The sequence below is a fragment of the Sporolactobacillus sp. PKPK-6 genome, assembly GCF_056678885.1.
Genome location: NZ_JBWXPA010000001.1, coordinates 1776986 through 1797204 on the forward strand (window position 1 = coordinate 1776986; position 20219 = coordinate 1797204).

Here is a 20219-nt window from a genome sequence, read left to right on the forward strand (position 1 = left end):
CGCGGTTAAAGTAATTATTCACCGGTTGCCTTCTTAATAATTTCTTCACTGACGCTCTTCGGCACTTGTTCGTAGTGATCGAATTGCATCGTGAAGGTTCCGCGTCCCTGAGTTGCAGAACGAAGGTTTGTCGCATAGCCAAACATTTCCGCGAGAGGAACGTGAGCACTGACAACCTGAACACCTTGGCGTGCTTCCATGCCATCAACGCGTCCGCGGCGGCTTGTGATATCACCCATAATATCTCCTAAATACTCTTCAGGCATGCTGACTTCCACTTTCATGATCGGTTCAAGAATAACCGGTGCACACACAGATTTAGCGGCTTTCAATGCCATTGAAGCTGCAATCTTGAACGCCATTTCACTGGAATCGACATCGTGATAGGATCCGTCAACAAGACTTGCTTTCACGTCGATCAATGGATAACCGGCAAGCAATCCGTTTTGCAACGAATCTTTTAAGCCTGCCTCAACCGCAGGGATGTATTCACGAGGAACAACACCACCGACGATTTTGTTTTCGAATATGAATCCTTCGCCTTCTTTTTGAGGTTCGAATTCAATCCAAACGTGACCGTATTGACCACGACCGCCAGATTGGCGAATAAATTTACCTTCTGCTCTGCCTGCCTTGGTCAGCGTTTCACGATAAGCAACTTGCGGGTTACCGACATTCGCATCAACCTTGAATTCGCGACGCATACGGTCAACGATGATATCGAGGTGAAGCTCACCCATACCACCGATAATGGTCTGGCCGGTTTCTTCATCTGTATGCGTTTTGAAGGTTGGATCTTCTTCAGCAAGTTTTGCAAGGGCAATGCCCATCTTATCCTGATCTGCCTTCGATTTCGGTTCGATGGCAACATGGATAACAGGATCAGGGAATTCCATCGATTCAAGAACAATGAGATGATCCTCATCGCACAGTGTATCTCCGGTTGTCGTATTTTTCAAGCCGACTGCTGCTGCGATATCTCCAGAATAAACTTTTTTGATTTCGCTGCGGTGGTTGGCGTGCATTTGAAGAATACGTCCCATACGTTCACGATTGTCTTTCGTTGAGTTCTGTACATAAGAACCTGCTTCGATTGTTCCTGAATAGACACGGAAGAAAGTCAGCTTACCAACGAACGGGTCGGTCATTACTTTAAAGGCCAATGCCGCAAATGGTGCATTGTCGTCAGCCGGACGTAATGCTTCTTCGCCCGTATCTGGCAATGTACCCTTGATTGCAGGAACATCAAGCGGTGAAGGGAGATAATCAATGCATGCATCCAGTACGTGTTGAACACCTTTATTCTTAAAGGCCGTACCGCACAATACAGGATAGAATTTAACGGCACACGTTGCCTTACGAATTGCCGCTTTTAATTCTTCTACAGAGATTTCTTCGCCGTTCAAATATTTTTCCATGATGTCATCATCAACGTCAGCAACGGCTTCAACGAGTTTTTCATGGTATTCTTCAGCTTGTTCCTTGTATTCAGCCGGAATCTCTTCGGCATCTACAATGGAACCCTGATCGTCTTCATAAACATATGCCTGCATGTTTACCAAGTCGATTTCGCCTTGATAATTATCTTCAGCGCCCATTGGTAATTGAATCGGGTGAGCGTTCGCTTGAAGACGTTCATGCAATGTTTTGCAAGAATAAAGGAAATCAGCGCCGATCTTATCCATCTTGTTAACAAATACAATTCTAGGCACACCGTATGTCGTTGCCTGACGCCAAACAGTTTCTGTTTGTGGTTCAACACCGGATTGTGCATCAAGAACCGTTACGGCTCCGTCAAGAACACGAAGTGAACGTTCTACTTCAACAGTAAAGTCCACGTGTCCCGGGGTGTCGATAATGTTGATTCGATGGTTCTTCCATTGAGCGGTTGTCGCCGCAGATGTGATCGTAATTCCGCGTTCCTTTTCCTGATCCATCCAGTCCATTTGTGAAGCCCCTTCATGGGTTTCACCGATTTTATGGATACGGCCTGAATAGAAGAGAATACGCTCGGTTGTTGTCGTCTTGCCGGCATCAATGTGAGCCATGATACCGATATTGCGCGTCTTTTCCAAGGAGAATTCCCTTGCCATGGTTTTCTCTCCTTCCTAATAGTGGATGCTCAAAGTGTTAGGAAAAAAGAGTATAAGCATTTTCTTGACTCTTTCCAACTTCCATTTTGAACATCGATTTTTTTATTACCAGCGATAATGAGCAAAAGCTTTGTTGGCTTCAGCCATTTTGTGCATGTCTTCGCGTTTCTTAACCGATGCGCCGGTATTGTTTGAAGCATCGATAATTTCGTTTGCTAACCGTTCAACCATCGTTTTTTCTCCACGAAGTCTTGAATAGTTAACCAAGTAGCGAAGTCCTAAAGTCGTCCGGCGTTCAGGGCGAACTTCAACTGGCACCTGATAGTTAGATCCGCCGACACGGCGTGCTTTAACTTCAAGTACAGGCATAACATTCTTCAGTGCCTGTTCAAATACTTCCATAGGTTCCTGATTTGTACGTTCCTTAATCAGATCAAATGCCTGATAGAGAATGGTTTGCGCCTTTCCCTTTTTGCCGTCTTCCATAATCCGGTTGATCAAACGAGTGACCAGTTTGGAATTATAAAGCGGATCAGGTAATACATCGCGTCTTTCGACAGGGCCTTTTCTAGGCATGTTAATTCCTCCTCCCAGTTAATAGTGATTAAGCCTTAGGCTTCTTTGCGCCGTATTTCGAGCGGCCTTGCTTACGGTCAACAACACTAGCCGTATCCAGAGCGCCGCGGATAACATGATAACGCACACCAGGGAGGTCCTTCACACGTCCGCCGCGAATCAGAACAACACTGTGTTCCTGAAGGTTGTGGCCGATTCCCGGGATATAGGCGTTGACTTCGATATTGTTTGACAAACGAACACGAGCGTATTTACGAAGCGCAGAGTTTGGCTTCTTAGGTGTCATCGTTCCGACACGAGTGCACACGCCCCTCTTTTGTGGAGCAAAATCATCAGTCAACGATTTTTTGAAACTGTTGTAGCCTCTGTTTAATGCAGGCGCCGTAGACTTTTTGATTTTTGACTTACGTCCTTGACGAATTAATTGATTAATTGTAGGCATTTACCTGTTCCTCCTTTCAAATTTCTAAACCCACTGATCCAGGCGGTTCATTTCTCGCGCAAAAAAGTGTTTTTGCAAGGATCGCCTTGCAAAAACATCATTTTTTTATCGCAACAGCCGATGCTCCGACTTCAATGCCGCAAGCCTGGCCTAGCTTCTTCATTGAGGCCACTTTACTTACAGGCACTTTCAATTCTTCCGCAAGTATCAGTACTTTATTGGTTACACGCACATCTGCATCTTCGGCAATGACAACCTCTTTAACACGGTTTTCTTTCAACGCCTTGATTGCTTGCTTCGTGCCAATAATCACATCGTTCTTCGATTGTGTCACTTTTTCATAAGAAATCACGAAAGAATCCTCCAAAGTAACAAGTGTAAAAGAACACTCAGATATAATAGCACCCGCCCTTGACCATTGTCAATGGCTGAATCAACTTTCTTGATTCAACAGTGCTTCAACCGGTTCCGCTTTCGTATCCGAACCTTGTGCGTCGCCCTCAGTTTCAACAACAACATTACGATATTTCGGCATTCCGGTTCCGGCAGGAATGAGTTTGCCGATAATAACATTTTCCTTCAAGCCGAGCAGTTCATCAACTTTGCCCTTAATTGCGGCATCAGTCAGGACACGTGTCGTTTCCTGGAACGAAGCAGCGGACAGGAAGGAATCTGTTTCAAGTGCTGCCTTGGTGATACCAAGCAATACAGGATGCGCAGTCGCCGGTAATTTGCGATTAAGCAGCACATCGCGGTTGTCATCCTTAAAGCGATGAATATCAACAAGTGCTCCCGGTAATACGGTCGTATCTCCGCTGTCAATAACACGAACTTTACGCATCATTTGGCGTACCATGACTTCGACGTGTTTATCGCCGATTTCTACACCCTGCATACGGTAAACCTTTTGAACTTCACGCAGCAAATAATTTTGCACACCTTGCAGTCCGACAACATGAAGCAGTTCTTTAGGATCGATCGAGCCACTGATCAGCGGCTGTCCGGCTTTGACTTCATTGCCCTCAGCAACTTTCATTCGTGCACTCACCGGTACTGTATAGGTTCGGGTTTCCAATGCGCCTTTGACAACAATTTCGCGTTTATCCTTCAACTCGGTTACCGATGTAACGGTTCCGTCAATTTCAGTGATGGTTGCCTGGCCTTTAGGATTCCGGGCTTCAAACAATTCTTGAATACGCGGAAGACCTTGTGTAATGTCGTCTCCGGCAACACCGCCGGTATGGAACGTACGCATGGTCAGCTGAGTACCAGGTTCGCCAATTGATTGCGCGGCGATAATGCCAACGGATTCGCCCACTTCAACCTCTGAACCGGTAGCCAAGTTACGGCCATAGCATTTTTTGCAGACACCATGTCTTGTTTCACAGGTAAATACCGTACGAATTTCAACTTCGGTAATACCGGCTTCCACAATCTTGGTTGCTCTGTCTTCGTTAATCAGCTGGTTCTTCTTAACGAGTACTTCGTCAGTGTCTGGATGATAAACCGTTTGATTTGCCGTACGACCGACTAGACGGTCATACAAACTTTCAATTTCTTCGTTGCCTTCGCGAATCGCATGCACAAGAATACCGCGATCCGTACCGCAATCGTCTTCTCTGACAATGACATCTTGAGCAACATCGACAAGACGTCGAGTCAAGTAACCAGAGTTTGCCGTCTTTAGTGCGGTATCGGCAAGTCCCTTACGTGCACCGTGAGTTGAAATAAAGTATTCCAACACGGTCAGACCTTCACGGAAACTTGAAATAATAGGAAGTTCGATAATTCGACCAGAAGGATCGGCCATCAAACCACGCATACCGGCAAGCTGAGTAAAGTTCGATGCATTACCACGGGCACCGGAATCACTCATCATGAAAATCGGGTTGGTCTTTGCCAACGAATCCATCAGCTTGGATTGAATCGTATCTTTTGCATCGCTCCAAATGCCGACAATGCGTTCATAACGTTCATCCTCAGTGATTAAGCCTCGGCGGAACTGCTTCGTTACTTTCTGCACATTTTCTTCCGCATTATCAAGGATTTCTTTCTTTTCCGGAAGCACGATAACATCGGATACACCAACGGTTATTCCGGCTTTCGTCGAATATTGGAATCCAAGCGCCTTTAAGCGGTCAAGGAATTTAGAAGTCTCGGTAACTTTATACTTTTTAAATACTTCTGCAATAATGTGTCCGAGATACCCTTTCTTAAATGGCGGGATCTCTTCACGAGCGGCGATTTCCTTTGGAATATCCGAACCCATTGGTACAAAATATTTATTCGGAGTCGCAACCTGAAGATTTTTATCCGTTGGCTCATTAATGTATGGGAACGTCGGCGGCAGGACATGGTTGAAAATTAATTTCCCTGCCGTTGTCAGCAAGTATTGTTTATTTTGTTCTTCCGTAAACGTCGGATTATGCGTCGACGATGCGGGAATTGCAATCCGCGAATGCAGATGCAGGTAGCCGTTGTAGTAAGCGAGCATAACTTCATCCGCATCCTTGAAAATCTTACCTTCGCCAATAGCGCCTTTGCGTTCGAGTGTCAGGTAATAGTTACCCAGCACCATGTCCTGAGAAGGCGTAACAATTGGCTTGCCGTCTTTCGGGTTCAGGATATTTTGTGCACCAAGCATCAACAGACGAGCTTCCGCCTGCGCTTCGGCAGACAGTGGCACGTGAACGGCCATCTGGTCACCGTCAAAGTCCGCGTTGTATGCGGTACATACGAGTGGGTGAAGACGGATCGCACGTCCTTCTACTATTCTTGGTTCAAAAGCCTGGATACCGAGACGGTGCAGCGTAGGGGCACGGTTCAAGAGAACCGGATGTTCCTTAATAACATCTTCAAGAACACCCCACACATCCGCATGGATTTTCTCAACTTTGCGTTTTGCGCTTTTAATATTGTTGGCAATGCCGCGACTTACAAGCTCTTTCATAACAAACGGCTTGAACAGTTCCAAAGCCATTTCTTTTGGCAGCCCGCATTGATACATTTGCAACGTCGGACCTACAGCAATAACGGAACGGCCGGAATAATCGACACGTTTCCCGAGCAGGTTCTGGCGGAAGCGGCCTTGCTTTCCCTTTAACATATGGGAAAGTGATTTCAGCGGTCTGTTACCGGGTCCGGTAACCGGACGGCCGCGACGGCCGTTATCGATAAGTGAATCGACCGCTTCCTGCAGCATACGTTTTTCATTTTGAACAATAATGCTTGGTGCCCCTAATTCGAGCAGACGTTTCAAACGGTTGTTACGGTTAATAACTCTCCGGTAAAGATCGTTCAAATCGGACGTTGCGAAACGTCCGCCGTCTAGTTGAACCATTGGGCGAAGTTCCGGCGGAATGACCGGAAGTACATCCAGGATCATCCAAGAAGGTTCGTTACCGGACTCACGGAACGCTTCAATAACTTCGAGTCTTTTCACTGCACGCGTTCTTCTTTGTCCTTGAACACTCTTTAGTTCTTCCTGCAATGTATCTGATTCTTTGTCCAAATCAACATCTTGCAAGAGCTTTTTAATCGATTCGGCACCCATTCCGGCTTTGAATGTGTTACCGTATTTTTCACGGTAAGCACGATATTCTTTTTCGGACAGCAGCTGTTTTTTCTCAAGCGGAGTATCGCCTGGTTCAGTCACTACATAAGAGGCAAAGTAGATAACTTCTTCCAGTGCTCTTGGAGACATATCCAGCAAAAGTCCCATCCGGCTCGGAATGCCTTTGAAATACCAAATATGGGATACAGGAGCAGCCAGCTCAATATGACCCATGCGCTCTCTGCGGACCTTTGCCCGAGTAACTTCAACACCGCAACGATCACAAACAACGCCCTTGTACCGGACGCGTTTATATTTACCGCAATGACACTCCCAGTCCTTGGTAGGCCCGAAGATGCGTTCGCAGAACAAGCCGTCCTTTTCCGGTTTCAGTGTTCGGTAATTGATTGTCTCAGGTTTTTTTACTTCACCGTGAGACCATGACCTGATTTTGTCAGGTGAAGCTAAACCAATCTTCATAAATTCAAATTTATTGACATCCAGCAAGGGGGCAACCTCCCTTATATTTTCAGTGTCTGGCATAAAGTGCCATCGCTTTAGTTCACCGAGTTGTTGTATGTTAGAAAACTATTTTGCTGCTTAGGAAAAAGAGCAGTTGAATCGTTTTCCAGGCGCAAAACATATTCTATAAGAGGTTGATTCATAGAACTCAGACTTGGACGTTCAAACTGTCATCGAGTGTCTCTTCTTCGTCCTCAAGTTCTTTAATGACGATTTCCGAGTGGTCGCCGTCCAAAACCTTGACATCCATGCCAAGACTCTGAAGTTCTTTAATGAGTACCTTGAATGATTCAGGAACGCCTGGTTCAGGGACATTCTCACCTTTGACAATGGACTCATACGTTTTCACACGTCCAACAACGTCATCAGACTTCACAGTCAGGATTTCTTGAAGTGTATGTGCGGCACCGTAAGCTTCAAGTGCCCACACTTCCATTTCACCGAATCGCTGACCACCGAACTGGGCTTTACCACCGAGCGGCTGTTGTGTAACCAACGAATATGGGCCGGTCGAACGTGCATGGAGTTTATCGTCAACCATGTGTGCCAGTTTAATCATATACATAACTCCGACTGAAACACGGTTATCGAAAGGTTCACCAGTACGTCCATCATAAAGGACTGTCTTTCCGTCTCGGGAAAGTCCGGCTTCTTCAAGTGTGCTCCAAACATCCTCTTCGCGTGCACCGTCAAAAACAGGTGTTGCAATGTGGATACCCATTTCTCGAGCAGCCATCCCAAGGTGAAGTTCAAGCACCTGACCAATATTCATACGGGAAGGCACACCAAGTGGATTAAGCATGATGTCCAGCGGACGTCCGCTTGGCAAAAATGGCATATCTTCTTCAGGAAGAATTCTGGAAATGACACCTTTGTTTCCGTGGCGTCCTGCCATTTTATCTCCTTCATGAATCTTTCTCTTCTGAACGATGTAAACACGGACAAGTTCATTAACACCCGGTGGCAGTTCGTCTCCCGCTTCACGTGTAAAGATCTTGACATCGTGTACAATTCCGCCGCCGCCATGTGGTACTTTCAGTGATGTGTCACGCACTTCGCGCGCTTTTTCACCAAAAATAGCATGGAGCAGCCGTTCTTCCGCCGTAAGCTCTGTAACCCCTTTAGGCGTTACTTTACCTACAAGAATATCACCGTCGCGTACTTCCGCACCGACACGAATAATGCCGCGATCATCGAGATTCTTCAATGCATCTTCGCCGACATTCGGAATATCGCGGGTAATATCTTCAGGTCCAAGCTTCGTATCACGTGCATCAGATTCATATTCCTCTATATGAATAGAAGTATATACGTCGTCTTTCACGAGTTTTTCGCTCATGATGACAGCATCTTCATAGTTGTAACCGTTCCATGTCATGAATCCGACAAGCACGTTTCGGCCAAGTGCCAATTCGCCCTTATCCATGGAAGGTCCGTCAGCGATGATTTCGCCCTTGTCAACAACCATACCTGTCTCAACAATCGGTTTTTGATTGTAGCACATACCTTGGTTGGAGCGTACGAATTTTGAAAGTTTGTATGAAACAACATCGCCTTCAGTTTCTCGGCCGTCAATGGTTTCCAAAGTACGTATTTTAATCACACGTGCCGAAACATATTCAACACGGCCGCGGAATTTTGAACGGATTGCTGCCCCTGAATCGCGGGCAGATACATATTCCATTCCTGTTCCGACAAGCGGCGCTTCTGGACGAAGTAACGGCACGGCCTGACGCTGCATGTTGGCACCCATCAGTGCACGGTTGGAATCGTCGTTCGCAAGGAACGGGATACAAGCTGATGCAACAGACACAACCTGCTTAGGCGATACGTCCATATAATCGACACGTTCTTTATGAACAACCAAGTTCTCACTACGGAAACGGGCAAGAATATGATCATCCATGAATTCGCCGTCGTCGCTCAACTCGGCGTTTGCCTGAGCTACAACGTAGTTATCTTCCTCATCGGCAGTCAAGTAATCTATGTGTTCGGTTACTCTGCCGGTATCCGGATCTACGCGACGATATGGCGTCTCAATGAAGCCATATTTATTAACGCGCGCATAACTGGACAGTGAGTTGATCAAGCCGATGTTCGGACCTTCAGGTGTTTCAATCGGGCACATACGGCCATAGTGAGAGTAGTGTACGTCACGCACTTCCATGCCGGCACGTTCACGAGTCAAACCGCCAGGTCCGAGAGCAGACAGTCTTCGCTTATGGGTCAATTCGGCCAGAGGATTTGTCTGGTCCATGAACTGCGAAAGCTGTGAACTTCCGAAGAATTCTTTTATCGACGCAATGACAGGACGAATGTTGATCAGTGCCTGCGGTGTAATGCTGTTTGTATCTTGGATGGACATACGTTCGCGAATGACACGTTCCATTCGTGACAAGCCGATACGGAACTGGTTCTGCAGCAGTTCGCCGACAGAACGGAGACGACGGTTGCCCAAATGATCGATATCATCGGTATCGCCAATTCCATGAAGCAGATCAAAGAAATAGTTAATTGAAGAAAGAATATCGGCCGGTGTAATATGCTTGATTGATCGGTCAATCACACAATTGCCCATTACGCTGACCACTTTACCCTTGTCTTCATCGAGAGGCGAGTACACATTGATTTTTTGAACTCGGATCGTTTGTCCTGCGATCACACCATCGGTTGGCGTATATTCTACAAAGCCGAGTTTTTTCTCAATAGTCGGCAAAAGTCGATCGAGAGTACGGCGGTCAAGCAGAGTACCTTCATCAGCAACAATTTCCCCTGTTTCCGGATCTACCAGTTTCTCAGCCAATCTCTGATTAAATAATCTGTTCTTAATATGAAGCTTTTTGTTCATTTTATAGCGGCCGACATTCGCCAAATCATAACGCTTTGGATCAAAGAATCTTGCTTCGAGCAAGCTTTTCGCGTTTTCAACAGTCGGCGGTTCGCCAGGACGAAGACGTTCATAAATTTCTACAAGCGCTTTATCCGTGCTGTCGGTATTGTCTTTTTCCAGTGTATTTCTCAGATATTCGTCTTCTCCAAGAAGATCGATAATCTCTTGATCCGTACTGAATCCAAGGGAACGCAAAAGAACCGTTACGGGCACTTTCCTTGTACGGTCGATTCTTACATAGACGACATCTTTTGCATCCGTCTCATATTCAAGCCATGCACCACGGTTAGGAATAACCGTTGCACCAAAGCCTTTTTTGCCATTCTTGTCGACTTTATCATTAAAGTAAACGCTTGGCGAACGCACCAACTGGGAAACGATTACTCGTTCCGCTCCGTTGATAATGAAGGTACCTGCTTCCGTCATCAATGGGAAATCACCCATGAATACTTCTTGTTCCTTCACTTCGCCTGTTTCTTTATTAATCAGCCGAACTTTTACGCGAAGCGGCGCGGCATACGTCACATCCCGCGATTTTGATTCATCAACTGAATACTTTGGTTCTCCCAAACTATAGTCGACAAACTCCAAAATTAGATTTCCCGTAAAATCTTCCACCGGAGAAATATCCTGAAACATTTCTCGGATTCCTTCGTCAAGGAACCACTGATAGGAGGCGGTCTGAATTTCAATAAGATTAGGGAGTTCCAGCACTTCTTTAATCCGAGCGTAGCTCCTGCGTTGGCGGTGGCGTCCGTATTGTACGAGTTGACCTGTCAACTATTTCACCCCTCAAATCAAGCATATTGAAAAAATCGGCAAACCATACTTCTTAAGCTTACCGCAGTCCAAAAATTATTTGATTAGTTTTCCCAAAATTAGGGATCCCTATACCTACAAAAATATCCATGTTAGCATTAAGACATAATATCATAGACAAAATTTAATGTCAACCTTTTCTCGCACAAAAAATAAAGTATCCTTTTTTCTTTGCGACTACATCGACTCGTTTGTATAACGTTTGGAGCATTTTCAAAGCGGACGGCGCACCTTGTTTCTTTTGGATAACCGTCCAAAGTTCACCATTTTCTTTTAAAAAACGATGAGCATCTTTAAAAATCTGGTGGACAACTTGTTTACCTGCCCTGATCGGCGGATTAGTGAGAATCGCGGCAAATTCTCCGGATACATGTTCAAATAAAGAGCCTTGCAGCACCACAGGCGCAACTTGATTTTCCGCAGCATTTTTCTTCGCCAGTGCCACGGCTCGCTCATTGATATCAACCATTGTCACCTTTCGCTTAGAAAAAGCCTTTGCAAGCGCAATTCCAATCGGACCATACCCGCATCCCATATCTAAAAAATCTCCTAATACTGCAGGTTCGCGAAAACTTTCAATTAAAAGCGAGGATCCAAAATCAATTGCATTTTTTGAAAAAACACCTGCATCCGTCGTAAAAATCAGGTCATGCTGCCGCAATGTGGCGTTCAAGGCATGCGGCTTGCTTTCCGCATGGGGATGCTCCGAATAATAGTGTTCTGCCATATGCATCAGCCCCCTTTAAAAATCAGAATCATGTTCTGTTGATTGTCCAGCGGCGTCTTGACCAATGTACTTCTCGGAGGAAAAAGAAAAAGCCCGCGCAAGCGCGGGCTTTTTCTAGAACTTATTTCAGTTCTACTTTTGCGCCAACTTCTTCAAGTTTGCCTTTGATTTCTTCGGCTTCTTCTTTAGCAGCGCCTTCTTTTACAGGACTTGGAGCACCGTCAACCAATGCTTTTGCATCTTTCAGGCCAAGACCAGTGATTTCGCGGACAACCTTGATAACCTTGATCTTTTGTGCGCCAGCTTCTGCAAGAATTACATCGAATTCTGTTTGTTCTTCAGCTGCACCAGCACCTGCACCAGCTTGAACAGCAACCTGAGCTGCTGCAGTTACACCGAATTCTTCTTCAATTGCTTTAACGAGATCGTTCAATTCAAGCACGGACATTTCTTTAACCGCGCTGATGATTTCTTCCTTAGTCATTGATAATCCTCCTCATTTTTCGTTCTATTTTAAATGATTTTTTTACAATTAAGCTTCTTGTTCTTTCTTTTCGGCAACAGCTTTGACGCCCAAAGCGAGCTTTTGAATTGGGGCTTGCAGAACATTTGCCAACATAGAAAGCAATCCTTCTCTGGATGGCAGTTCTGCAAGAGCTCTAATTTCATCAACCGAAGCCAGTTTGCCTTCGATAACGCCCGCTTTGATTTCAAGAGCTTCGTGTTCCTTTGCAAAGTTATAGAGTACTTTTGCCGGAGCAATGACATCTTCTTTGCTGAAAGAAACTGCTGTAGGTCCCTTCAAGGAATCGTCAAGGTCGGAAAGACCAACAATTCCAGTCGCACGGCGTGCAAACGAGTTCTTATATACTTTGTAATCAACGTTTGCTTCTCGCAATTGTTGGCGAAGTTCTGTAACTTCCGCTACAGTAAGGCCGCGATAGTTAACAACGATTGTTGCGACGCTGTCTTTTAATTTGCCGGCAATTTCGTCAACAACTTTCTTTTTGCCTTCTAAGACTTTCTCGTTACTCATGATAAATGGCACCTCCTCTTTCAGAATCTATCCGTATCAGTATTTCCCCCACTTTTAGGCCTATCAAAAAGCCCTCGATCCAAACGGCTCGAGGGCGTAATCTATCAAACAAAAAGTTATCAAGAACTCGCTAAACCTCGGCTGGGATTTATTAAGCATGAATCATGCCCCTGCTGTCTACGGCTAATCATTCAATTAACACAACATGAACTATTATATTGAGTTTGCCAAAGCATGTCAACCTAATTATTCCGTGTCAGTCAATTATTTTACAGATGCAACGGCAACTTTTACGCCAGGTCCCATTGTTGACGAAACTGCGATGTTCTTCATGTATGTGCCCTTAGCTGCTGCAGGTTTAACCTTGATCAGCGTTTCAACAAGCACCTTGAAGTTTTCAACCAGCTTTTCCTCGTCAAAGGAAACTTTACCGATCGGCACATGAACATTTCCGTCTTTCTGAGCACGGTATTCAACTTTACCGGCTTTAATTTCTTTAACGGCTTTTTCAACGTCAAAAGTTACAGTGCCCGTTTTCGGGTTCGGCATTAAGCCTTTCGGTCCGAGAACACGTCCAAGACGGCCAACTTGTGCCATCATATCCGGCGTAGCAACAACCACGTCAAAGTCAAACCAGCCGCCGCTGATCTTTTCAACATACTCTGCTTCGCCAACGTAATCTGCTCCGGCAGCTTCCGCTTCCTTAGCTTTGTCACCTTTTGCAAAAACGAGTACACGCTGCGTTTTACCTGTACCGTTTGGCAATACAACGGCACCGCGAACCTGCTGGTCGTTCTTCCGTGTGTCGACGCCCAAACGGACAGCAACATCAACGGATTCATCGAATCCGGCAGAAGCGATTTTCTTTACCAAGCTGACGGCTTCTTCAACGTCATACGTTTTTGAACGATCGACCGCTTTAGCTTGTTCTTGATACTTTTTACCTCTTTTAGCCATTTGAAATCCTCCTTCGTGGTATTAACGGTTTGCATATGACCTCCCACCAACCATAAACAAATGCGCGAAACAAAGCTTTGTTTATTTGCGCGCTTCCCGATCAGTCTTCGACAACGATGCCCATGCTGCGCGCAGTTCCTTCGACCATACGCATAGCGGATTCAACATTTGCCGCGTTCAGATCAGGCATTTTCAGTTCGGCGATCGCGCGTACCTTGTCGCGTTTGATCGTTGCAACTTTTTTCGTATTCGGTGTACCTGAGCCGGATTGAATGCCTGTTTCTTTCTTAAGCAGAACGGCAGCCGGCGGCGTCTTTGTGATGAACGTAAACGAACGGTCTTCATAAACAGTAATTACGACCGGAATGATCAGACCTGCCTGATCGGATGTCCGAGCGTTGAATTCTTTACAAAAGCCCATAATGTTAACGCCCGCCTGACCCAATGCCGGACCAACTGGCGGAGCCGGATTTGCTTTACCTGCTGGAATTTGCAGCTTAACTAGCTTGATTACTTTCTTTGCCATGAGAGCACCTCCCTACAACAATTTGTGGTACGGGTTGCCCCTTCCACTCCTAAATTACCTCTATGGCTTCTTGCACTTCATGTGACTTGCGATGGTGAGATCGGATAAAATCATACAAACATCAAGATTATACAATCGGCAAGCACAAATTGCAAGGTTTGATCGTGCGGCTATTGCTTTTCTGCCCGCAAAAAAAGATTTAATCGAGTTTTTTCACTTGATTAAAGTCGAGTTCCAACGGTGTTTCACGTCCGAACATATTCACATGCACTTTCAATTTGCTCTTCTCTTCATCAATGCTTTCAACACTTCCAATAAAGTCGGCAAATGGGCCTTCTTTTACTTTAACTTGCTCTTTTATTTCAAAATTGGCGTCGCTTACCTTTTCTTTCAATCCCATCTGTTTCAGAATGGCATCTACTTCGTCCGGCAAAAGCGGGATCGGTTTTGAACCGGCGCCTGTCGATCCGACGAAGCCTGTAACTCCCGGTGTATTACGCACAACATACCAAGAATCGTCGGTCATCACCATTTCCGTAAGAACGTAGCCGGGAAATACTTTTTTCATTGCTGTTTTCTTTTGACCGTTCTTAATTTCTGTTTCTTCTTCCATGGGTACAAGAACACGGAAAATTTTATCCGCCATACCCATGGTCTCAACCCTTTTCTCCAGGTTGGTCTTTACTTTGTTCTCATAACCCGAGTATGTGTGAACAACATACCAGTTCTTCTCCATATCGTTCTTCCTCCAAATGATCCATTCGCTTTTCGCCGATTACAATCAGCCTTGATAAAGAATCATTGATTTGTGATCACGTGCAGAAGCTGGGAAATTCCCAGATCAATGACAACGAAAAAGAGTGCAAGAAAGACCACAGTTACAATAACGATAACCGTGTATCTCAACAGTTCTTTTCTTGTCGGCCAAGTGATTTTTTTCGATTCAGTGACAATGTTTTGAAAAAATTTACCGGTCCCCTTGATAATGCCCGCCATAGGTACTACCTCCGCTAGTCAGATTATTTCGGTGTCTGTTCTTTCGTATATGTCTTGCAATTTCTGCATGATTTATAGATGATTTAACCTGCATTTCGCGTACCCGAATCATGTTCTGAATATAGGCTGCGGGTCTGGGACAGGCCGTCTCACTCCGTGACGATGCCCATGCCGTCAGGGGAAAGAAGCCTGCATTTTCTGCAAGTAAAAGAAAGAAAGGCGCTGATTCGCCTTTCTTGTTGTTTGTCATATACTCTTTGTACTTTACCATAAAAAAACACAGCCTGTCAATGATCCGTCAGGCTGTGCTGTTTCAAATACTGAATTCCTGATATTGCATGCAGTGTTCGAGCTTGCGTTTCACACGCTGCAATGCATTATCAATCGATTTAACATGCCTTTTTAAATCAACCGAAATTTCTTGATAAGTTCTTCCGTCAAGATACTGCCTAAGTACTTTGCGCTCTAAATCACTTAAAACACGCGACAGCTTCTCCTCAATATCATCATATTCTTCACGGCTGATCAGCATCTGTTCAGGGTTGCTTGACTGCGCTTCGCAAACAACATCCATCAGTGTCCGTTCGGATTCTTCATCGTAGATCGGTTTATCAAGTGAAACATAAGAATTCAGCGGAATATGTTTTTGCCTCGTCGCTGTCTTAACGGCTGTAATCATCTGACGCGTGATACACAATTCTGCAAATGCTTTAAATGACGCCAGCTTGTCTCCCCGATAGTCGCGGATCGCTTTAAACAGTCCAATCATTCCTTCTTGAATGATATCCTCGCGATCAGCACCGACCAGAAAATAAGCTTTTGCTTTGCCGCGCACAAAATTCTTATATTTAAAAATGAGATATTCCAGGGCTTGGTTATTTCCTTCGTGAACCGCTTTCAATAGTTCTGCATCGTCTAGTGAACCAAAAGCTGCATTTGCCTTAACCGGATTATCAATCATCTTTAATCCCCCCGAGCACTTGGATGCCTTTTGTTAGAACATTATACATTACAATTTTTTAAATTGTCAATAAAATTCAAAACCCTCTGCGCATTTGTTCCAGTTTCTTTCGAGTTGCCTCATCAAGATAAATTTTCGTTATTGACGAAGAAGTTCGTTCATTCATGGTGCTTTTCTTAATCTCTTTTTCTATTTTCCCAATTTCTTCAATCAGCTCCCGCGACGGTTTTCTGAGTGCTCCTTGAGAAAAAACCGCCCATTGCTCAGCCATGTCCGACGTTGCGACATGGATCCGGGTCTTTACATTCTGTAATTTTTTGATTAGTCCTTCGATCTTTTGATCCGCTTTTTCACTTTTCTTGGTGTAAATGATTTCGATCTTCGATTTTTTCGTTTTCGTCTCTTTTCCAGGGATTAAATAAGCATCGAAAATTAAAATCACACGCCAGCCGGTGACTGCCTGATACTCCGATAATTTATCAACCAGCAAATCGCGGGCACTTTCAAAATCATTTTTCTGAAGTGCCTTCAATTCGGTCCAAGCCCCTATCACATTGTAGCCGTCGACAATCAGAATATCGTTCATCACGCATCACCCTTGCTCTTCGCGGCGCCGAAGCACCTCATACATCAATAAGCTTGCGGCAACTGAAGCATTTAAAGAGGTTACTTTGCCGCGCATTGGCAAACTGATCAGAAAATCACATTTCTTTCGCACAAGCTGGGACATGCCAGCTCCTTCATTGCCAATGACTAGACAGATCGGAATTGAAAAATCAGCAGATCGATAATCTTCACTGCCGTCGGCTGCCGTTCCTGCGAACCAGACTCCTCTCTTTTTCAACACTTCCATGGTACTGGCAAGATTAGCGACCCGCACGACCGGCACATATTCAATCGCACCGGTCGATGCTTTTGCGACAATTGACGTCAATCCGACCGAATGCCGTTTCGGAATAATCACGCCGTGACAGCCTGCAGCATCTGCCGTTCTTAAAACAGATCCTAAATTATGTGGATCTTCGACATTATCCAGCATCATAAAAAACGGCTGCTCGCCGCGACTTTCGGCAAGGGCGAAAAGGTCGTCCAATTCTGCATAGCGGTATGCCGCTATAGAAGCGACTACGCCTTGGTGCTGGGCTGATTTAGACAGTTGATCTAATTTCTGTTTAGGCACAAACTGAAAGGCGATGCCGTTAGACTTAATTAAATCAAGCAGCTCGCTCAGACCCTTTCCCTCTTTGTTCAGCCATACTTTATTTATTTCTCTTCCCGATCGAATGGCTTCTGAAACAGGATGCCGTCCGATGATCCATTCATCATTCATTATTGACCGCTCCCTTCGACCGGTTGATTCACAAACATTTTCTCCATGATTTCATCAATTCGTGCTTCTTTTCCAAGGAAAAACAACGTTCCGATTAATGCCTCAAAACCAGTGCTGAAATTATACGTCTGAACGTCTGTGTTCCTTGGAACCGAATGGGATTTTGCATTGCGTCCCCGCCTGACCACAGCCCATTCTTCCTCCGTGAGAAAACCTTCATCCATCAGTTCATGAAGAAATCTGGATTGTGATTTTGCGGAGACATAGTCTACGGCTAAAACATGAAGTGCATGAGGTTTAGATACACCGGATTTAGCAATAATTTCTTGACGTACATAGACTTCAATCACAGCATCGCCCATATAAGCCAATGCCAGGCTGTTGAGCAGATTCGGGTCGGTTTTTGTTCCGTTCAGTCTCATTCAAGTCCTCTTTTCCAGCGTACGCCTTGAGGAGTGTCTTCCAGGATGATTCCCGCTTCCTTTAGTTGGTCGCGGATACTGTCGGCAACGGCAAAATCGCGTTGTTTTCTGGCATCTTCACGTTTTTGAATCAAGGCTTCAACTTCATTGTCTAATATACTTCCCGACTCGTCTTCAAGTTTCAAACCCAGCACCGCAGATAATTCGGTCAACGCTTGTAGATACGCACCCAGATCATTTTTCGAAGCACTCTCATTTTGAAGGGCAATATTGGCATCCCGCGCAATATCAAAAAGAACAGCAATTGCATTGGCTGTATTGAAGTCGTCATCCATGGCTTCAATAAATGGTTTTCGATAATTTTCGACAAGTACTTCATTAATTTTTTCTGAGTGACCCGTACCGCCCAACCGGTGGTTCAAATTATAGTGCGTTGTCTTTAAACGACCGAACGCCTGAACCGCATCATTCAACAATGCATCACTAAAATTAATCGGGTGGCGATACTGAACGGATAAGATGAAAAAGCGGATCACTTGCGGATCAAATTTTTTTATCAGATCGTGAACAAGAATCACATTGCCAATCGATTTCGACATTTTTTCATGATTAATTTGAATATGTCCGTTGTGCAGCCAATAATGAGCCATGGTTTCATGATGCAGCGATTCGGACTGAGCAATTTCATTTTCATGGTGCGGGAATGCAAGGTCCGTGCCGCCCGCATGAATATCGATGGTATCACCCAAATATTTTTCAACCATAGCCGAGCACTCGATGTGCCAGCCCGGTCGACCTTCGCCCCACGGACTCGCCCATTTGATTTCGCCAGGCTTTGCCGCTTTCCACAATGCAAAATCCAAAGGGTCCTCTTTGTTCTCGCCAATTTCAATTCGGGCACCCGACTTCAGATCATCAATGGACTGATGGGAGAGCTTGCCGTAATCTTTAAATTTTCGTGTTCTGAAGTACACATCGCCTTCCGATTCGTACGCATATCCGGCGTCCACCAGCTTGCTGATGAATGCAATGATCTCCGGCATCGTTTCTGTCGCCCGAGGATGCACGGTTGCTGTCTTCACGTTCAACGCACCGGTATCTTCCTTGTATGCCTTAATGAACTGTTCTGCGATTTCAGGTACTGATTGATGACGTTCCTTTGACGCATTGATCAACCGATCATCAACATCGGTAAAGTTTGACACATACCTCACTATATACCCGCGATACTCAAAATACCTGCGAACCGTGTCGAAAACGACCGCCGGACGCGCATTGCCAATATGAATGTAGTTATAAACGGTCGGGCCGCACACATACATTCGAACTTTATTTTTTTCTATTGGATGGAACAGTTCCTTTTTTCTCGTCAGCGTATTATAAACTTTTAAAGCCATTTTGATCTCACTCCTTTTCTTTTTGTACACGCTTCAACGCTTGCAGCTCTACTTTCAGCTTGTCGACTTCCATTTCTAACTGATGCATTTTTTCGGCCACCGGATCAGGAAGGTCCGCATGGTTCAAGTCATGATGATGCACCTTTAATCCATTCTGTCTGACGACGCGTCCCGGAATACCGACCACTGTCGAATTGGATGGAACATCATGCAGAACAACTGATCCCGCACCGATTTTGGAATGATCGCCGATCGTAATTGATCCAAGCACCTTTGCGCCTGCTGATATAAGCACATCATTTCCTACCGTTGGGTGCCTCTTTCCCTTTTCTTTACCGGTACCGCCAAGGGTAACCCCTTGAAAAAGGGTCACATCATCGCCGATCTCACAGGTTTCTCCAATAACAATGCCCATACCGTGATCCATAAAGAAACGCCTGCCGATCCTTGCTCCCGGATGGATTTCAATGCCTGTAAAAAAACGTGAAAACTGTGACAAAGCACGCGCGAGAAAGTAGCGTTTCTTCTTCCACAGCCAGTGCGCCATTCGATGCGACCAGATCGCGTGCAAGCCGGAGTATGTCATAATCACTTCCCATTTGCTTCTCGCCGCAGGATCCTGGTCAAACACATTGTTCAGATCTTCTGCAATAATGCCGCTCACGTGCACTTTCCTCCTCCATCTTCATCATTACATCGCATAAGTTAAACGCTCTTCGCTATATCCGGTCAACAAATAGATTAGATTCCCATGTACGAAAAAAAGCATCTTTGTGCCGGTTGACACAAAGACGCCTTTAGACGCGGTTCCACTTTGTTTGAGATCATTCTCCACTCATATGCCGATAACGGCGGCTTCCGTTTTCGCCTACTAATCTCCGTTCAGCGATCAACTCAGAGGGGCAATTCAGCAATTCGCTTCCCAAACGGCTTGCAGCCTAAGGCCGTTTTCTCTGCGGGGGGAGTTGCGAA

At 45.3% G+C, this 20219-nt stretch carries 19 protein-coding genes and 2 other annotated features (1 of these 21 cut by a window edge); all 19 genes read right to left on the minus strand.

Going from position 1 to position 20219, the window contains the following annotated elements; all coding sequences use genetic code 11:
* Nucleotides 1-14: 14 nt before the first annotated feature.
* The 19 genes from fusA to epsC all read right to left on the minus strand — a co-directional run bounded on the left by fusA (nucleotide 15) and on the right by epsC (nucleotide 19911).
* Nucleotides 15-2093 (minus strand): elongation factor G, encoded by a 2079-nt coding sequence (fusA, locus tag AC1MBV_RS08745; protein ID WP_255748623.1) that lies wholly within the window; start codon nucleotides 2091-2093, stop codon nucleotides 15-17.
* 105 nt (nucleotides 2094-2198) lie between these two features.
* Nucleotides 2199-2669, minus strand: a complete 471-nt coding sequence (gene rpsG / locus AC1MBV_RS08750; RefSeq protein ID WP_023511460.1) for a 30S ribosomal protein S7 — start codon at nucleotides 2667-2669, stop codon at nucleotides 2199-2201.
* A 28-nt stretch (nucleotides 2670-2697) separates the two neighbouring features.
* Nucleotides 2698-3111: a 30S ribosomal protein S12 gene (rpsL, locus tag AC1MBV_RS08755; protein ID WP_253063936.1), complete on the minus strand. Its 414-nt coding sequence runs from the start codon at nucleotides 3109-3111 to the stop codon at nucleotides 2698-2700.
* Nucleotides 3112-3208: 97 nt separating this feature from the next.
* Nucleotides 3209-3460, minus strand: coding sequence for a 50S ribosomal protein L7ae-like protein (locus AC1MBV_RS08760; RefSeq protein ID WP_255748650.1), 252 nt, complete (start codon nucleotides 3458-3460; stop codon nucleotides 3209-3211).
* 84 nt (nucleotides 3461-3544) lie between these two features.
* Nucleotides 3545-7171, minus strand: coding sequence for a DNA-directed RNA polymerase subunit beta' (rpoC, locus tag AC1MBV_RS08765; protein ID WP_255748624.1), 3627 nt, complete (start codon nucleotides 7169-7171; stop codon nucleotides 3545-3547).
* A 163-nt stretch (nucleotides 7172-7334) separates the two neighbouring features.
* Nucleotides 7335-10856, minus strand: a complete 3522-nt coding sequence (rpoB, locus tag AC1MBV_RS08770) for a DNA-directed RNA polymerase subunit beta (protein WP_255748625.1) — start codon at nucleotides 10854-10856, stop codon at nucleotides 7335-7337.
* 169 nt (nucleotides 10857-11025) lie between these two features.
* Nucleotides 11026-11622 (minus strand): class I SAM-dependent methyltransferase, encoded by a 597-nt coding sequence (locus tag AC1MBV_RS08775; protein ID WP_255748626.1) that lies wholly within the window; start codon nucleotides 11620-11622, stop codon nucleotides 11026-11028.
* Nucleotides 11623-11743: 121 nt separating this feature from the next.
* Nucleotides 11744-12106: a 50S ribosomal protein L7/L12 gene (gene rplL / locus AC1MBV_RS08780; RefSeq protein ID WP_255748627.1), complete on the minus strand. Its 363-nt coding sequence runs from the start codon at nucleotides 12104-12106 to the stop codon at nucleotides 11744-11746.
* A 48-nt stretch (nucleotides 12107-12154) separates the two neighbouring features.
* Nucleotides 12155-12658: a 50S ribosomal protein L10 gene (rplJ, locus tag AC1MBV_RS08785; protein WP_255748628.1), complete on the minus strand. Its 504-nt coding sequence runs from the start codon at nucleotides 12656-12658 to the stop codon at nucleotides 12155-12157.
* 55 nt (nucleotides 12659-12713) lie between these two features.
* Nucleotides 12714-12859: a sequence feature (ribosomal protein L10 leader region), on the minus strand.
* Nucleotides 12860-12922: 63 nt separating this feature from the next.
* Nucleotides 12923-13615, minus strand: coding sequence for a 50S ribosomal protein L1 (gene rplA, locus AC1MBV_RS08790; RefSeq protein WP_255748629.1), 693 nt, complete (start codon nucleotides 13613-13615; stop codon nucleotides 12923-12925).
* 100 nt (nucleotides 13616-13715) lie between these two features.
* Nucleotides 13716-14141 (minus strand): 50S ribosomal protein L11, encoded by a 426-nt coding sequence (gene rplK / locus AC1MBV_RS08795; protein ID WP_253063948.1) that lies wholly within the window; start codon nucleotides 14139-14141, stop codon nucleotides 13716-13718.
* Between the two features lie 199 nt (nucleotides 14142-14340).
* Nucleotides 14341-14877: a transcription termination/antitermination protein NusG gene (gene nusG, locus AC1MBV_RS08800; protein ID WP_255748630.1), complete on the minus strand. Its 537-nt coding sequence runs from the start codon at nucleotides 14875-14877 to the stop codon at nucleotides 14341-14343.
* Between the two features lie 62 nt (nucleotides 14878-14939).
* A complete protein-coding gene (gene secE, locus AC1MBV_RS08805) occupies nucleotides 14940-15125 on the minus strand; it encodes a preprotein translocase subunit SecE (protein WP_480948277.1) in 186 nt (61 codons plus the stop codon).
* Nucleotides 15126-15450: 325 nt separating this feature from the next.
* Nucleotides 15451-16098, minus strand: coding sequence for an RNA polymerase sporulation sigma factor SigH (gene sigH / locus AC1MBV_RS08810; RefSeq protein ID WP_255748631.1), 648 nt, complete (start codon nucleotides 16096-16098; stop codon nucleotides 15451-15453).
* A gap of 76 nt (nucleotides 16099-16174) precedes the next feature.
* Nucleotides 16175-16684, minus strand: a complete 510-nt coding sequence (locus tag AC1MBV_RS08815; protein ID WP_255748632.1) for an NYN domain-containing protein — start codon at nucleotides 16682-16684, stop codon at nucleotides 16175-16177.
* A gap of 6 nt (nucleotides 16685-16690) precedes the next feature.
* The gene (rlmB, locus tag AC1MBV_RS08820) at nucleotides 16691-17428 is read right to left on the minus strand and encodes a 23S rRNA (guanosine(2251)-2'-O)-methyltransferase RlmB (RefSeq protein WP_255748633.1); all 738 of its coding nucleotides are present in this window, start codon (nucleotides 17426-17428) and stop codon (nucleotides 16691-16693) included.
* Entirely contained in the window at nucleotides 17428-17850 is a 423-nt protein-coding gene (locus AC1MBV_RS08825; RefSeq protein ID WP_255748635.1) for a Mini-ribonuclease 3, read from the minus strand. The genes rlmB and AC1MBV_RS08825 overlap by 1 nt, the downstream gene beginning before the upstream one ends.
* Nucleotides 17847-19247 (minus strand): cysteine--tRNA ligase, encoded by a 1401-nt coding sequence (gene cysS, locus AC1MBV_RS08830; RefSeq protein WP_255748636.1) that lies wholly within the window; start codon nucleotides 19245-19247, stop codon nucleotides 17847-17849. Before cysS ends, AC1MBV_RS08825 begins: the two co-directional genes overlap by 4 nt.
* 7 nt (nucleotides 19248-19254) lie before the next feature.
* Entirely contained in the window at nucleotides 19255-19911 is a 657-nt protein-coding gene (epsC, locus tag AC1MBV_RS08835; RefSeq protein ID WP_255748637.1) for a serine O-acetyltransferase EpsC, read from the minus strand.
* A 120-nt stretch (nucleotides 19912-20031) separates the two neighbouring features.
* Nucleotides 20032-20219 (minus strand) — a binding site (T-box leader) (it continues 29 nt past the right edge of the window).